We start from the raw sequence: 15,035 nt of genomic DNA, 5'->3' as shown, positions 1-15,035 counted from the left end.
CTTTTAGGATCAGCGAGTGAATGTGGTGCATAAGGGAGACTTTTTCAGTGAGCCTTTTAGGCTCAGGCCGGCAATAGAGGCTTTCAGCCGAAGAACAAACCTCCAGTTCACACTGGAGGTTTTGATTAAGCGCTTGCATTGTCGGTGGTTATCTGATATATTCAAAATATATTAAGGATTGTTACTGCAATGCAGGCAAAACCTAAATTGAAAAAAATAAAATCAAAGACCATCTTGTATGCTTTGATATATTTTTCTCAGTTTGGGTTTTTTTGTGTTTTAGTGACGGTTAGGAGGAAGAGAATGGCAAAACAGACAAATCAAGAATTAGGTAAAACAATTATTGAGTTAGTTGGCGGAAAGTCCAATATTATCAGTTTAGTGCATTGTGCTACTAGGTTACGTTTTAAATTAAAAGATGAGTCAAAGGCCGAAACAGATGAACTAAATAAACTTGATGGTGTTATTCAAGTTGTACAAAGCGGTGGTCAATACCAAGTTGTTATCGGCAGTCATGTTAAAGAAGTATATAACCCGATAATGGAGATGACCGGTTTAGATGATGAAGAGGGCAGTACGGACCAACTGAGTGATGGAAATATATTAAATAAATTTGTAGATATTATTTCTGGAATTTTCACACCATTTTTAGGTGCACTCGCAGGTGTCGGTATTTTAAGAGGATTTCTGACACTTGCTGTAACAATCGGCCTGTTATCAGATCAATCAGGGACTTATAAAATATTTTTAGCAGCCTCTGATGGATTTATGCAATTTTTACCCATGGCAATTGCGATTACTGCGGCTAGGAAATTTAAAACAGATCCGTTTATTTCACTAGCGATAACGTCTGCGCTTATTTATCCTGAAATTACAGCAAATGCAGTGACAGGAGCATTAAACTTTTTTGGAATTCCGATTATTATGAATCCAACAGGTTACATGCAGACAGTTATTCCGATTATCTTATTTGTGTGGGTACAGTCTTACATAGAAAAATTTGCTAAGAAGATTTCTCCTGATGCACTTAAGATTATGATGGTACCACTAGTAACAATTTTAATTATGGTACCATTAACTTTTATAGCTATTGGTCCTCTGGGCACAATTATTGGTGCTGGCTTAGGTAAAGGATATGCTGTGATTTTTGGATTCAGTCCATTAGTTGCAGGTCTGATTATGGGTGGCCTATGGCAAGTTTTTGTAATGTTCGGTATGCATTGGGGATTAATACCGATTGCATTAAACAATTTAACTACTAATAATTTTGATACGATGACGCCAATGCTCCTAGGTGCTGTCATTGCTCAAGCTGGAGCAGCATTAGCGGTAGCATTGAGAACAAAAAATGAAAAAAGAAAAGCGTTGGCTATTTCAGGTACTTTAACAGCTATTTTTGGAATTACAGAACCAACTGTTTACGGTGTTACTTTACCGCTAAAAAAACCTTTTATTGCAGCTTGCATCGGTGGTGCTGTTGGCGGGGGAATTATTGCAGCTGGCGGAGTGAAAATTTTTGTTGGCGGATTGATTAGTCTTTTAAGTATTCCAGGATTTATCAGCACTGTTGATGGGGTTGAATCAAATGTAGTCATTGGTATTATTGGGACAGTAGTTGCTTTTGTTGTTTCATTTGTTTTAACATTTGTTCTAGGTTTTGATCGTGAAGATGAGCATAAAGACAATGCTGAAACGAGTGTAAGTAATAACAGTAAAGAAAATGAAATGATTAAAGCACCGTTAACTGGTAAGGTCGTAAAACTGGATGATATTTCGGATCAGGTATTTTCATCAGGTGCACTTGGCAAAGGTGTCGGGATTGAGCCTAGTTCGGGTGAACTGCGAGCGCCACTTTCTGGAAAAGTAACAACAGTATTTCCGACCGGTCATGCAATAGGTATTACATCTGATAGTGGTATCGAAATTTTAATGCATATCGGTATGGATACAGTTGAATTAGAGGGTAATGGTTTTGATATTAAAGTAACGGAAGGTCAACAGGTTGACGAAGGGACATTATTAGTTGTAGCAGACTTAGTCTATATTAAAGATAAAGGGTATTCAACGATTACTCCGGTTGTTGTCACAAATACGACCAGCTATCTTGATGTTTTAGATTTGAATCAGACAGATATTGTAACGGGCGAAGAATTGTTAACAGTAGTAAAATAGAAAAAGGAGCGGTTTCTGATAAATTTATGATAAACTATTACTGAGCATAGGAGGGTCTAGCAATGTATATTATTGATAAGATACTAAATAATAATGTTGTCGTCTCGCAGAATAATGCAGGTGAAGAAATTATTATCATGGGTCGCGGAATCGCTTTTAATAAAAAATCTGGAGATTATTTAACAGAAAACCAAATTGAAAAAATATTTTTAAAATCTCAAAATGAAAAGCTGTCTGATGTTGAAAAATTATTTAGTGATGTAGATGAACGAATTATTGAAATATCTAAACAAATCGTTTTTCTGGCTGAGTCTGAATTAAATTATCAGTATTCGGATAAGACTTATATAACATTGCTTGATCACATTAATTATGCTGTTCAACGATATCAAGATAATATTGTCTTGTCGAATCCCTTGGTCTTAGAAATAAAGAAATTTTACCCGGGTGAGTTTTCAGTGGCTACTCAGGGTGTTGAACTAATAAAAAGAGAATTAAATATTGATTTTAAAGAAGATGAAGCAGGTTTTATTGCATTACATTTAGTATCGAATAACATGGGGCAAGAAAATGTCACTGACACAATGCAAACAACGGAAATTGTCCGAGATATTTTAGTTATAATTCGTCGTTATTTTGGAATACACTATAATGAAAATTCTTTAAATTATACGCGAATGGTAACGCACATTCAATATTTCGTTCAGCGTATTTTGAAAGATAAGGGCTATGAAGATAAAGACGAATTCTTATATGAATTAATTCAAAGTAAGTACCCAAAAGCATTTCAATGTAGTCTGAGGGTCAAAGACTACTTAAAAAAACAGCACCATCTCAATGTAGAGGATTCTGAATTAATATATTTAGTCATCCACATAAATCGTGTTTTAGATGAAGTTGAAAAATTAAGCGAACTGTAAATTAATATAGTAAGTAGAGAAAGCGTTGACATTTACTTGTTCTAAATGTTACCATTAATATAACATTTAACGGATAGTGACATTAAGTTGGCTAAACCTTATTTCAGATAATTGCAACGACTTTCAAGTCGATTGCTTTGATTTGGAGTGAGGTTTTTTTATCCGATTTTTATAAATAAATAGGAGGTATTTTGAATATGGCGTTTCGAAAAGATTTTTTATGGGGCGGGGCTACAGCTGCTAATCAATGTGAGGGAGGTTATAATTTAGATGGTCGCGGACTGGCAAATGTTGATTTAGCACCTGTTGGCCAAGATCGGTTTTCAGTAATAACTGGTGAAATGAAAATGTTTGATTTTGATGATAAGCATTTTTATCCAGCTAAAGAAGCTATTGATATGTACCATCATTATAAAGAAGATATCGCTCTATTTGGTGAAATGGGTTTCAAAACATATCGTTTGTCTATTGCTTGGAGTCGTATTTTTCCAAACGGTGATGAATCAGAACCGAATGAGGCAGGACTCGCATTTTATGAAGATCTATTTAAAGAGTGTCATAAATACGGCATTGAACCTCTGGTGACGATTACTCATTTTGATTGTCCGATGCATTTAGTGGAAAAGTATGGGGCATGGCGAAATCGAAAATTAGTTAGTTTTTATGAAAATCTATGTCACGTTATTTTTAATCGTTATAAAGGGTTAGTGAAATATTGGCTGACGTTCAATGAAATTAACATGATTTTACATGCACCTTTTATGGGCGCCGGACTGTACTTTGAAGAAGACGATAATAAAGAACAGGTTAAGTATCAAGCAGCACATCATGAGTTACTGGCCAGTGCTATTGCAACTAAAATTGCACATGAGGTAGACCCGGAAAATCAAGTTGGCTGTATGTTAGCAGCAGGTACAAATTATGCTTACACATGTAAACCCGATGATGTCTGGGCAGCAAAAAAAGCCGATCGCGAAAATTATTTCTTTATTGATGTACAATCAAGAGGTGAGTATCCAACTTATGCGCTCAAAGAAATGGAACGCAAGGGAATCAATATTGAGATGGAACCTGGTGACTTGGACTTATTGAAACAACATACAGTTGATTTTATTTCTTTCTCATATTATTCATCACGAGTTCAAACAACTGATCCAGAATTGTTGGAGCAGACAGCTGGTAATATCTTTGCATCTGTGAAGAATCCATATTTGGAGGCAAGTGAATGGGGTTGGCAAATTGATCCACTGGGATTGCGTGTGACGATGAATGATTTATACGACCGCTATCAAAAGCCGCTTTTTATTGTAGAAAACGGACTGGGTGCAGTGGATGAACCTGATGAGAACGGTTATGTTGCCGATGATTATCGTATTGCCTACTTAGCAGCTCACATTCAGGCAATGAAGGATGCTGTAGAATTGGATGGCGTTGATTTACTAGGTTATACGACATGGGGATGTATCGATTTAGTTAGTGCTGGTACTGGCGAAATGAAGAAGCGATATGGTTTTATTTATGTTGATCGTGATAATGAAGGTAACGGGACATTAAAACGTACTAAGAAGAAATCATTTGACTGGTATAAACAAGTTATTGCTTCAAATGGTGAAGATTTACACCAATAAAGATTTAAGAAGAGAGGCTTGATCAAAGCCTCTCTTTTGTCAACTTTAAGATAGAAGAAAAGGAATAAAAATTGAATAAATTTTATTTAATACGTCATGGATAAGAGAAGATTTAATCGGTATTAACTCATGCAACGGAATTGTTATTCACCTCTGACTGGTTTAAGTATTCGGTCGGCTGATTATAAACAGTTTTAATAAATGGAATCTTGGCGAAATTGCTACAAGTCAAAGTGAGCGTTTAAATCCTAAACGTAGGTCTCATGAAGTGAGTTATGGTGATCAGTTTGTCCTTTTATGGCGGAGAATTTGCTGAAATAGTTAGTGAACATATTTTAAAAGCTTTGACATCAGAGGGTGAAGTGAAAAATAAAGCTGATTTTGTGACATTGAGTAATAATGGTGACGGAATTGCCCATATGTTAGAAATATTACTGGTTGATCAGCAAATATAATTTTTGACTTCTAACACAGTTATTAAAAATTTTTAAAGGATTTGCATAGAACAGATAATCAATTGAAAGATAAAACACAAGTTATATAATAAGTATGTAACATACATTTAAGGAGGTTATTTGTTTATGAAAATAGTTATGGGAGCAGATCCGTTAGGTTTTGATTTGAAAAATGCTGTTAAAGAAGCTTTACTTAGAGACGGCTATGAAGTAACTGATTTATCGCCTGATGGTCCGATTGAATACTCAGAGGTTGGCTTTGAGGTTGGTAAACGAATTGCAGAAAAGACTTTCGACTATGGTTTTATCTTTTGCGGTACTGGTATGGGGGTCAGTTTAGTTGCTAACAAATTTACTGGTGTCTACAGTGCTTTATGTGAGTGCATTGAAACAGCAACATTATCACGTAAAATTAATAATGCAAATATTTTAGCGATGGGCGGACTGGTTGTGACACCATATATGGCGATTAAAATGGCACGTGCCTTTTTAACAACCGAATTTTCTTACGGATTTGACCATTCAGATCCAGAAACACTAAAATGTGGCTATCAATCTGTCCAAAAATTAGAAAAGGACATACAAATTTTAAATCAGACTAACTAATTCGTTATTTTACCAAACAAATAAAAAAACTCGACACAGTATTTATTTGCTGTGTCGAGTTTTTTATTTTAAATAATTGAAAGCGTTCGTCAAATAAGATAAAATAGTTAAAAGTGACGTATCTGTCATATGAGGTAATAAGAGAAATACTTTTAGCGAAAAGAGTAAATATATGAAAAACAAAGCTTATAAACGACGATTGTCACTCCAAACAACGATTATTCTAATTGTTATCAGCTCTACGATTGTATCTTTAGCAGCATCTATGTGGTTGATTCGTCAATTTGTTGTCAGTCAAGAGTTTGACCATTCGCGAGATAAGATTGCCGCCATTGCAAAGATAGCAGCATCGAATGCTAGAATTATTTCTGCTTTGGAAAATAAAGAATTATCAGATGCTATTCAAACAGTAACATTAAATATGAAGCAAGATACAAATGTTGATTTTGTAGTTGTTGTGAATCATGATAAATTACGACTGTCTCACCCCGATTCTCGGGCGATCGGCAAACCATTTTCAAATCCGAATGATATCCAACTGGCCCTCGATGGCACTAGTCATTATTCTGTGAAAGATGGCATTTTAGGTAATGGCATCCGTTACTTTGAGCCAGTTAAAAATAGCCAAGGGAAAATTATTGGTGTTGTTTGTGTAGGACTTACAATGGATACGATAACATCTGATATAAAACACGCACAAAACACAATATTTATTGGGATTTTATTAGGATTATCAGCGGGTGTTGCTGGGGCAGTCTTTTTGGCAAAAAAAATAAAAAAAGAGCTGTTTGGTTTAGAACCTATTGAAATTGCTCAATCACTTGAAGAAAAAGAATTGGTTGAAAATGAGATTACAGAAAGTATTATTGCTATTGATAAAGAACATCGGATTTTATTAATTAATAAGGAAGCATCAGATCTTGTTTTTAAAATCAACAGCCGGTATGTTCTTCAAATTAAGGATATCTTGCCTCGCGTATTATTCGATATATTATTTTCAAAAGTATTCACAGAACGTCAGCGTTTAATTAATCAAACGATTGCAATTGATAATTTTGACTTAGTTGCTAATATCTCACCGATATATACTGATGGATCATTTACAGGTGCTGTTATTACCTTTAGAGATCAATCAGAAATGACACAATTGATTCATCAATTAAGCGGTACTGAACAATATATCCACTCTTTACGAGCTCAGACGCATGAATTTATGAATAAAATGCAGGTAATAATGGGGATGGTGGAGCTAAAGCAGTATGATGAAGTCTCAAAATTTATACAACAGTTTAATACTGGTTTTCGTGCAGAGGTTGGTTATATCACTGATAAAATAAAAACACCGGCAATCGCTGGATTTTTATTAGGTAAGGCAAATGAAGCTGCTGAACAAGATATTGTATTTGTTTTGGCTAACAAATCAAATCTACCAGTATTGAGAGTCGATGAAAATATCCATTTTTTATTACAGATTTTAGGTAATTTAATCAGTAATGCATTTGATGCAGTCCAACAATCTGCTGAAAAAGTTGTGACTCTATCGATAATGTACGATGAAGAAGGCAATATTGTGATGATAACTGTAACTGACACTGGTTATGGTATTTCAAGGGAATTAAAGGATAAAATCTTTGAAAAGAACTTTTCGACGAAAGACAAAGAAAGAGGCTATGGTTTGTATTTAGTTAATAAAGCAGTGAAAGCTAGAGAAGGAATGATTGAAGTAACCACCATAGAGAGCAACAGAACACAATTTTATATTGAATTTCCAATGATAAAGGGGGACGATTCTTAGTGAACGTGCTGATAGTTGAAGATGATCCGATGGTTGCTTCCTTGAACCAGCAATTTATTGAGCAGTTGTTTAAAGTTAATATTTTAGATAATGTCCGCAGTGTTGACGAGGCACGTCATATATTAAGTCAACAACCTGTTGATTTAATGTTGTTGGATGTTTACATGCCTGGGACAACTGGTATTGAGTTTTTAAGGGAGTTAAAACAGCGAGATCAGCAAATACCGGTTATCTTAATTACAGCGGCAGATGATCAAGAAACTGTCAATCAAGCAATTAACTATCGCGTTGTAGATTACTTAATCAAACCATTTACATTTGAACGTTTCAAGTTAGCATTTAATAAATTTTTAGCGTTGTACGATGTTACCCATCAATTAGGTCGTACTAACCAGGCAGTATTGGACCAATTTTTTAATCATGTCGTTTCAGAAACTAAACCTGTTGAAGCACGTCATAGTGTCTTGCCTAAAGGGTTATCACGACCTACACTTGAAAAAATAGTTCATCAGATTAACCAGATGGCTGATTTGTTTTCAACAGAAGAACTAGCTGAAAAGGTAGCACTTTCTAGAATATCAACAAAAAAGTATATTTTATTTTTATTGGATATCGGCTACCTTAATGAATCCATGGAATATAGGGATGTAGGCCGACCGATTACTCTATACTCGCTGAATCACGAACACGCGTCAGCTGTAATGAATTATATTTAGTGTAATGTCTATGATGACAGATCATCATAGGCATTTTTTAAAATTAATAAAAAAACCTAATTGATTTTAATTGATTCATCATGATAAAGTTAAAGTCATAAAGGAATTATCAATTATGTTTTTAAATGACTATCGATATTAAAGGAGATTTTAAAATGGTCAGACCAGTAAATAAACAAGAATTAATAGTCGCAGCACAAGATAAATTTCAGCAAATGATGTCACTGATAGGCGAACTAGATAATGGACAAAAGCAAGTTGATTTTGATTGGTCAAATCAGAAAATCGGTAAAGAAGCTCATTGGGAACGGGATAAGAATATTAGAGATGTTATTATTCATTTGTTCGAGTGGCATAAGCTTCTATTAAATTGGGTAGAGGCAAATCAAGTAGGAGAAGGCACTTCTTTTTTGCCAGAACCATATAACTGGCGAACGTATGGACAAATGAATCAAGAATTTTTTGAAAAACATCAACAGACTGAATTTGAGGAAGCATTGGGGCTAGTTCAAAAAAGCCATAAGCAGGTGATGCTTTTGATTGATTCTTTTTCCGATGAGGCACTGTTTACTAAAAAGTATTTTTCATGGACAGGCGGCAGCACACTAGGGAGCTATTGTATCTCTGCAACAAGCAGTCATTATGAATGGGCAATTAAAAAAATAAAAAAACATAAAAAGCAATTGCTTAAAAAGTAATTTAATAAAGAGTGAGAAGGATCAAAATAATCTGGAAGTAAAAACCTTTTCATAAACTATAAAAATCCCGTGCTGCCTCAAGTGACGTCTTGACCAGCATGGGATATTTATTATTTGTTTGGTAACTCTACAGCATTTTTAGTTTCACCGTTAGTTAAGATATCGTTAAAGTTTTCAAAACTTGTTTCAATCATATTTGATAAAGCTTCATCGGTATTTGAACCGACGTGAGGCGTCACTAAAACACGAGGATACAGGTCTAATAACAGCTGAATGGTTTTGTTTGGCAGTAAATCGCCATCTGCAAATTCTTTGAAGAACATTGTTTGTTCATTCGCAAAAACGTCAGTACCGAAACCAGCTAATTTATGTGATTCTAAACCAGCCAATATAGCTTCTTCATCTTGTAATTCGCCACGTGCTGTATTAATTAAAATCGCGCCATCTTTCATTTTGCTTATGAATTCAGAATTAACCATTTTATCGTTTTGTCCTGGAAAATATGGGACGTGCAGGCTGACAATATCAGACTCTTTTAATAAATCGTCAAGTTCTTTGAATTCTAAGACTTCTTTTGCGGCATCGCTTTGGAAGATATCATAACCTAAGACTTTTGCCCCAAGGCCATTGAAAAGGCCGGCTTCAGTTAAACCGATACGACCAGTACCGATAATTCCTACAGTACAGTTACGAATTTCTTTGCTGAACATTTGGGCATCCACTTTAAAGTTTTTTCTAGCTGTTCGAGCTGTTGTATAAGCAGTTGAACGTAACAGCATCATAGCAAGTGTTAAGGATAATTCAGCAATGGCATTCGGCGAATAAGAAGGAACACGGGCAACTTTCATATTGTAGTCAGCTGCAGCCTCTAAATCGATATGATTAAAACCGACAGTTCGAGTGAAGACGTATTTGATTCCTTCGTTAGCCATCTTTTTAATGTTGTTGTAATTTGCCGTACAGTTACCGCGTAGTAAGACAGCATCGTGCCCTTTAAAAGTATCTCCATTTTCAGGAGTCAGTAAATCTTCAATTAAAGTTAAATCATAGCCATATTTATTTAATTTTTCAAAGAAAGGTTTTTCGTTTGGTCGTACACCGTAGCAAGCAATTTTAAAAGTCATGTTAATTCGTCTCCTTAAAAGTATCTAAATTTTTTGTAGGTTTACAAATATAATGTCTATCCAAAAATTCCAGTTTTACTGATGATCTCAAGAACAACAATCCAAATCGGCATCATAATAACCGCCATTATAGTTGATACAAGTGAAGCATTTGAAGCTAGGATAGCATCTTTGTCAAAACTGATAGCATAAGCAGCCGCGACTGTTGCGGTTGGTGTTGCCATCATGATGACAATAGTAGCTAATGCTTCATAGCTGACAGGTAAGATATTTGTTGCTGTTAAAAGAGATAATAATAATAAGTTTAAAGCCGGGACAAGAATAACTTTACATACACCGTAGAATAAAGTTGTTTTATCTGAAGCCGCTTCTTTGAAACGAACTTCTCCTAAAGTAGATCCGATTGCTAACCAAGCTAGTGGTGAACAAAGTCCAGCTAAATATGTCATTGGTTTAAATAACCAAACTGCTGTTTGATCGATGCGTAGAAAGGCTACTTGCTGTGCGACCCCTTCGGCATTAGTAACAGTTACTTGTGGTAGATAAGCTTGGAATAGCCAAATGAAAAGACCAGCAAATGTTGCTAAAACAATTGGATTTAAGAACATTGTCTTGATGTTTTTTGCTTCCATTTTAAGTCCGCTCATTTTAATGTATCCATATGAATATAAGAAGATGCGATATCCGATATTAAATACAGATGCATACAATACACCTTGAGGACCGTAAATAGCTCCAACTATTGGGATACCAAAAAATGTTGTCGATCCAAAAATTGTTAACACACGTAATGTGTCTTGTTTGTCACCTTTAAATTTCATAAATAATGGTTTAGAAACAACAATCAAAATAATATAGATGATAATTCCCCAAATCAATACACTCATACTTTGTTCCAATTGATGTTTGTCAATATTTTGCATAAAAGCATTAAATGCTAGTGCTGGCAAAGCAACGGTTAAAACAACTTTGGATAATATCTTACCAACAGATTCTCCAAAAATTCCTTTTTTTCGACAGTAATAACCTAGTAAGATAATAAAAATGGTAGAAGTTATCGCGCTGACGATATTCATGTCTGTTAGCGTAGTTTTCAAAATGTCTCCAATACTCATATTAATCCCCCAAATGTGTTAAATATCACAATTATTTTTAACTAAAAACACGGCCGTGTTCCGTTTACATAAATATCATATATCAAGATTGTGATTAATTGAATAATATGTAATTAAAGTAAATTTATGTAACTTATGTAAGTGATGGTTTTCACATAAAAGATGTAAAAAAAGACATACTCATTAACTATTTAACGAGTATGCCTTCAATATAATGTATTAAATTCAAAGTTTTCCGGTTAAGAATTGAGCTTCACCAAAACCAAAACTCCAATCCTCATCATCATTAATTATAAAGCTGAACATAATATCTTCGGGATTAATGTTTAATTTTTCCTTTAACTTATTCTGTAGATTCTTATAAAGAGTCACTTTTTGTTTTTGAGTCCTTGGGCGGCTGACAATGGTTATTAAGATCCGATCCTTGGTTCTGGAAAATCCTAAATCCGTATCTTCCATGATTAACTCAAATGGTTCATGTTGTGTGACTACTTGGTAGCGATCGCCCTGCGGTATCTCTAAAGCATCAACAAAGACTTTATGTGAAATATCTAAAAGTTGTTGGATCTCTTCTGGCGTACGTCCTTTGACTAAATCAAATTTTACTAATGGCATAATTGAATCTGCTCCTTTACGTTGTTTCTATGTTTAGTGTAAGTCATTATTAACTTTAATGATATCAATTTGCTTATCATTAAAAAATTGGGAGTCTTTTTCTGAAAAGTTCTTATCAGTAATCATTTTGTCGACAATATCTAAAGGTGCGTATGTAAATAAAGTTGATTTATCAAATTTAGTGTGATCAACTAATAAATAAATATCAGTTGATATTTCGGTAATATGTTTTTTTATTTCATATTCCATAATATCTGAATTCATTAATCCGCTGTGTGTTGTAGAAACCGCAGTCGCTGCCATAAAAGCTTTGGAGACGTTGTAGCGATTAATCAGTTCTTCTGGATCAATTCCTACAAATGATCGTGTTTTCTTTTTAAAAATATTTCCCAAAATAAAAATAGAAACATTTTTAAAATTTTCTGATTTGATGATGACATCGAGGTTATTTGTCAAAATAGTAATTGTTATATCTTCATCTAAATAATCGAGAATATATTTAGTCGTTGTTCCTGAATCAATGTAAATTAAATCATCGTCTTCAATTAATGATGCCGCATGTTTAGCAATTTCTTTTTTTATATCTTTATTTTTAATGTTTCTGTTTTCAAATGAGATAATGTTATTCTCTTTAACACTAACACCCCCGTATACTTTTTCAAAGCGGGGATCTTCTAGTATCTTATTAATGTCTCTTCGGATGGTATTCATTGAAACGCCAAATTCTTTCTCTAATTCTTTAAGGGAGACGTGTTGTTTATCAATGATGTATTCTTTAATTAATTCACTTCGTTTGGCTTTCATCATGCCAACCTCCTTTTTTGTAAAGATAGTGTATCACAAAAAGATAACTTCATCAACAGTTAATCAAAATGATATCACAATTATACTTTATAAATAAAATAATGAATTTTTATTAATGAATTCTTTAAATAAAGTATTATATTTTAAAATTTAAATGATTAACTTAACCAAAAAATAAGACGGAAATATTGACATAATGATTGTTAAACATTAGAATATAATCAAGATATAATCATACAGGAGGAAAAAAGATGAACAGAAAAATTAGATTAACTACAGCACAAGCATTGGTTAAGTTCCTTAATCAACAATATATTTCAATCGATGGTGTTGAGAAACCATTTGTTAGAGGTATTTTTGATGTCTTTGGACATGGAAACGTTTTAGGAATTGGTCAAGCGTTAGAAGAAGATCCTGGTCATTTAGAAGTTATTCAAGGAAAAAATGAACAGGGGATGTCACATGCTGCCATTGCATATAGCAAACAAAAGTTGCGCACTGAAATTTTTGGTGTGACTGCATCTGCAGGGCCGGGTTCTGCAAACATGATTACTGCCGCAGCTACGGCTTTTGCTAATAATATACCAGTTTTATTTTTACCCGCAGACACTTTTGCAACAAGACAGCCAGATCCTGTTTTACAGCAACTAGAAATTGAAAATAATGGTGCGATGACGACAAATGACAGCTTTAAACCGGTTTCACGATATTGGGATCGCATTCAACGGCCTGAGCAGCTTATGTCAAGCCTGATTCGTGCATTTGAAGTAATGACAAATCCTGCAACTGCTGGTCCTGTAACTATTTGTATTTCTCAGGATGTTGAAGGTGAAGCATTCGACTTTGAAGAAGAATTCTTCAAAAAACGAATTCACTATATTGATCGTCACGTACCGACAAAGCGAGAAATAGACAGTGCGGTTGAAAGAATTAAAGAGAGCAGTTATCCAGTGATTATTGTAGGGGGAGGCGCGAGGTACTCACAAGCTGGAGAAAGCTTAAAGAAATTATCAGAACTATGCAACATTCCACTTGTTGAAACTGCAGCTGGAAAATCAACAGTTACTTATGATTTTACAAATAATTTAGGTGGAACAGGAATTCTCGGAACATCAGCTGCGAATAAAGCTATTGATAAAGCTGATTTAATTATCGGTATTGGGACACGTTATACCGATTTTACAACTTCTTCAAAAACAGCATTTAATTATGAACAAACAAAATTCTTGAATATAAATGTTAGTCGTCCGCAAACTTATAAATTTGATGCTGTCTCTGTTGTTGGTGATGCCAAAACTTCTATTGATATGATTTATCAACAGCTGACAGACTATAAAACTCTCTTTGAAACAGATTTGCAGAATTGGAAAGAAGAATGGAATCAGGAACGGGAAAGATTACATAATGTGACATTTAATCGTAATAATTTCATACCAGAAATTAAAGGACAATTTGATCAAAAGACAATGAATGAATATGCTGATGTACTCAATACTGAGTTTGCACAAACTGATGCGTTTATTACTATAAATGATACAGTTGCCAAAGACAGTATACCTGTGGCTTCAGCTGGATCATTGCCGGGCGATATGCAAAGATTATGGAATCCGGTTGTTCCTTATGCGTATGACTTGGAGTATGGTTATTCATGTATGGGCTATGAAGTTAGTGGATCACTTGGAGTTAAAATAGCTAATCCTGATCGTGAGATTTATGCAATGGTTGGTGATGGTAGTTTCTTAATGCTTCATAGTGAGTTTATTACATCACTTCAGTATGGATATAAAATAAATGTTATGTTATTTGATAATTCAGGATATGGCTGTATCAACAACCTTCAAATGGGTCATGGAAGCGGAAGTTATGATTGCGAGTTTAGAACAAAAGATCATAAAATTATGGCTATCGATTATGCTAAAGTAGCTGAAGGATATGGTGCAAAAGTTTATCGGGTGTCAAACCGTAAAGAATTAATTGATGCCATTGAAGACGCAAAAATGCAGACAGTTTCGACATTAATTGACATAAAAGTGTTACCTAAAACGACGTCTGATGGTTACAATAGCTGGTGGCATGTTGGCGTTGCTGAAGTGTCTAAAAAAGAATCTATTCGTGAAGCGTTTAAAGAAAAAGAAGAAATGTTAAAGAGAGCATGGAAATATTAGATTAATATTTTATTTGAATAAGTCTGTTAGGGACTTATTCTTTTTTTATATGTTTTGAAAACCACCTGCTATGCGGGTGGTTCAGAAGAGCTTTCAGCGTGGTATAAAAAAAGTCTCCTAAAATGATAAGATATATTTGGTTTCCCGACCACGAAATATCAATCATTTAGGAGGTCCCTTATGAAAAAGGACAATCAAAGTTTATCACACACAACATGGAAA

13 protein-coding genes are annotated in these 15,035 nt (G+C 34.3%); 9 read left to right on the top strand and 4 right to left on the bottom strand.

The window, feature by feature from the left end:
* The first annotated feature begins 303 nt into the window (after positions 1-303).
* From CBF37_RS11050 to CBF37_RS11015, 8 genes are all read left to right on the top strand, one after another.
* Positions 304-2,172: a beta-glucoside-specific PTS transporter subunit IIABC gene (locus CBF37_RS11050; RefSeq protein WP_125984810.1), complete on the top strand. Its 1,869-nt coding sequence runs from the start codon at positions 304-306 to the stop codon at positions 2,170-2,172.
* 62 nt (positions 2,173-2,234) lie between these two features.
* Complete coding sequence (gene licT, locus CBF37_RS11045) at positions 2,235-3,092, top strand: BglG family transcription antiterminator LicT (protein ID WP_125984809.1); 858 nt, start codon at positions 2,235-2,237, stop codon at positions 3,090-3,092.
* A 197-nt stretch (positions 3,093-3,289) separates the two neighbouring features.
* Positions 3,290-4,720: a 6-phospho-beta-glucosidase gene (locus CBF37_RS11040; RefSeq protein ID WP_125984808.1), complete on the top strand. Its 1,431-nt coding sequence runs from the start codon at positions 3,290-3,292 to the stop codon at positions 4,718-4,720.
* A 275-nt stretch (positions 4,721-4,995) separates the two neighbouring features.
* The gene (locus tag CBF37_RS11035) at positions 4,996-5,175 is read left to right on the top strand and encodes a hypothetical protein (RefSeq protein WP_125984807.1); all 180 of its coding nucleotides are present in this window, start codon (positions 4,996-4,998) and stop codon (positions 5,173-5,175) included.
* A 126-nt stretch (positions 5,176-5,301) separates the two neighbouring features.
* The gene (locus tag CBF37_RS11030) at positions 5,302-5,781 is read left to right on the top strand and encodes an RpiB/LacA/LacB family sugar-phosphate isomerase (protein WP_206168066.1); all 480 of its coding nucleotides are present in this window, start codon (positions 5,302-5,304) and stop codon (positions 5,779-5,781) included.
* A 172-nt stretch (positions 5,782-5,953) separates the two neighbouring features.
* Complete coding sequence (locus CBF37_RS11025; protein ID WP_125984805.1) at positions 5,954-7,576, top strand: ATP-binding protein; 1,623 nt, start codon at positions 5,954-5,956, stop codon at positions 7,574-7,576.
* Positions 7,576-8,292, top strand: coding sequence for a response regulator (locus CBF37_RS11020; protein ID WP_240626714.1), 717 nt, complete (start codon positions 7,576-7,578; stop codon positions 8,290-8,292). Before CBF37_RS11025 ends, CBF37_RS11020 begins: the two co-directional genes overlap by 1 nt.
* Positions 8,293-8,447: 155 nt before the next feature.
* The gene (locus CBF37_RS11015; RefSeq protein WP_125984804.1) at positions 8,448-8,990 is read left to right on the top strand and encodes a ClbS/DfsB family four-helix bundle protein; all 543 of its coding nucleotides are present in this window, start codon (positions 8,448-8,450) and stop codon (positions 8,988-8,990) included.
* A gap of 110 nt (positions 8,991-9,100) precedes the next feature.
* On the opposite strand, the gene CBF37_RS11010 is transcribed toward CBF37_RS11015, so the two are convergent.
* The 4 genes from CBF37_RS11010 to CBF37_RS10995 all read right to left on the bottom strand — a co-directional run bounded on the left by CBF37_RS11010 (position 9,101) and on the right by CBF37_RS10995 (position 12,648).
* On the bottom strand, positions 9,101-10,114 hold the full coding sequence (locus CBF37_RS11010) for a 2-hydroxyacid dehydrogenase (RefSeq protein ID WP_125984803.1): 1,014 nt from the start codon (positions 10,112-10,114) through the stop codon (positions 9,101-9,103).
* A gap of 56 nt (positions 10,115-10,170) precedes the next feature.
* Complete coding sequence (locus CBF37_RS11005; protein ID WP_125984802.1) at positions 10,171-11,229, bottom strand: AEC family transporter; 1,059 nt, start codon at positions 11,227-11,229, stop codon at positions 10,171-10,173.
* 225 nt (positions 11,230-11,454) lie between these two features.
* Entirely contained in the window at positions 11,455-11,844 is a 390-nt protein-coding gene (locus CBF37_RS11000) for a tautomerase family protein (RefSeq protein ID WP_125984801.1), read from the bottom strand.
* Positions 11,845-11,877: 33 nt separating this feature from the next.
* Positions 11,878-12,648 (bottom strand): DeoR/GlpR family DNA-binding transcription regulator, encoded by a 771-nt coding sequence (locus tag CBF37_RS10995; protein WP_125984800.1) that lies wholly within the window; start codon positions 12,646-12,648, stop codon positions 11,878-11,880.
* Between the two features lie 251 nt (positions 12,649-12,899).
* On the opposite strand from CBF37_RS10995, the gene iolD reads away from it, so the two are divergent.
* Positions 12,900-14,813: a 3D-(3,5/4)-trihydroxycyclohexane-1,2-dione acylhydrolase (decyclizing) gene (iolD, locus tag CBF37_RS10990; protein ID WP_125984799.1), complete on the top strand. Its 1,914-nt coding sequence runs from the start codon at positions 12,900-12,902 to the stop codon at positions 14,811-14,813.
* Positions 14,814-15,035 lie beyond the last annotated feature (222 nt).

The sequence above is a fragment of the Vagococcus vulneris genome, from assembly GCF_003950515.1.
GTDB lineage: Bacteria > Bacillota > Bacilli > Lactobacillales > Vagococcaceae > Vagococcus > Vagococcus vulneris.
Note: the sequence above shows the minus strand (reverse complement) of the source record. Positions and strands in the feature narration are given on the sequence as shown.

Bases quoted from the DNA above. Each gene is read 5' to 3' on its own strand.
- CBF37_RS11005 (WP_125984802.1), bottom strand. From the start codon at position 11,229: ATGAGTATTGGAGACATTTTGAAAACTACGCTAACAGACATGAATATC.
- CBF37_RS11040 (WP_125984808.1), top strand. From the start codon at position 3,290: ATGGCGTTTCGAAAAGATTTTTTATGGGGCGGGGCTACAGCTGCTAAT.
- CBF37_RS11050 (WP_125984810.1), top strand. From the start codon at position 304: ATGGCAAAACAGACAAATCAAGAATTAGGTAAAACAATTATTGAGTTA.
- CBF37_RS11010 (WP_125984803.1), bottom strand. From the start codon at position 10,114: ATGACTTTTAAAATTGCTTGCTACGGTGTACGACCAAACGAAAAACCT.
- CBF37_RS11035 (WP_125984807.1), top strand. From the start codon at position 4,996: ATGGTGATCAGTTTGTCCTTTTATGGCGGAGAATTTGCTGAAATAGTT.
- iolD (WP_125984799.1), top strand. From the start codon at position 12,900: ATGAACAGAAAAATTAGATTAACTACAGCACAAGCATTGGTTAAGTTC.
- CBF37_RS10995 (WP_125984800.1), bottom strand. From the start codon at position 12,648: ATGAAAGCCAAACGAAGTGAATTAATTAAAGAATACATCATTGATAAA.
- CBF37_RS11015 (WP_125984804.1), top strand. From the start codon at position 8,448: ATGGTCAGACCAGTAAATAAACAAGAATTAATAGTCGCAGCACAAGAT.
- CBF37_RS11030 (WP_206168066.1), top strand. From the start codon at position 5,302: ATGAAAATAGTTATGGGAGCAGATCCGTTAGGTTTTGATTTGAAAAAT.
- licT (WP_125984809.1), top strand. From the start codon at position 2,235: ATGTATATTATTGATAAGATACTAAATAATAATGTTGTCGTCTCGCAG.
- CBF37_RS11000 (WP_125984801.1), bottom strand. From the start codon at position 11,844: ATGCCATTAGTAAAATTTGATTTAGTCAAAGGACGTACGCCAGAAGAG.
- CBF37_RS11025 (WP_125984805.1), top strand. From the start codon at position 5,954: ATGAAAAACAAAGCTTATAAACGACGATTGTCACTCCAAACAACGATT.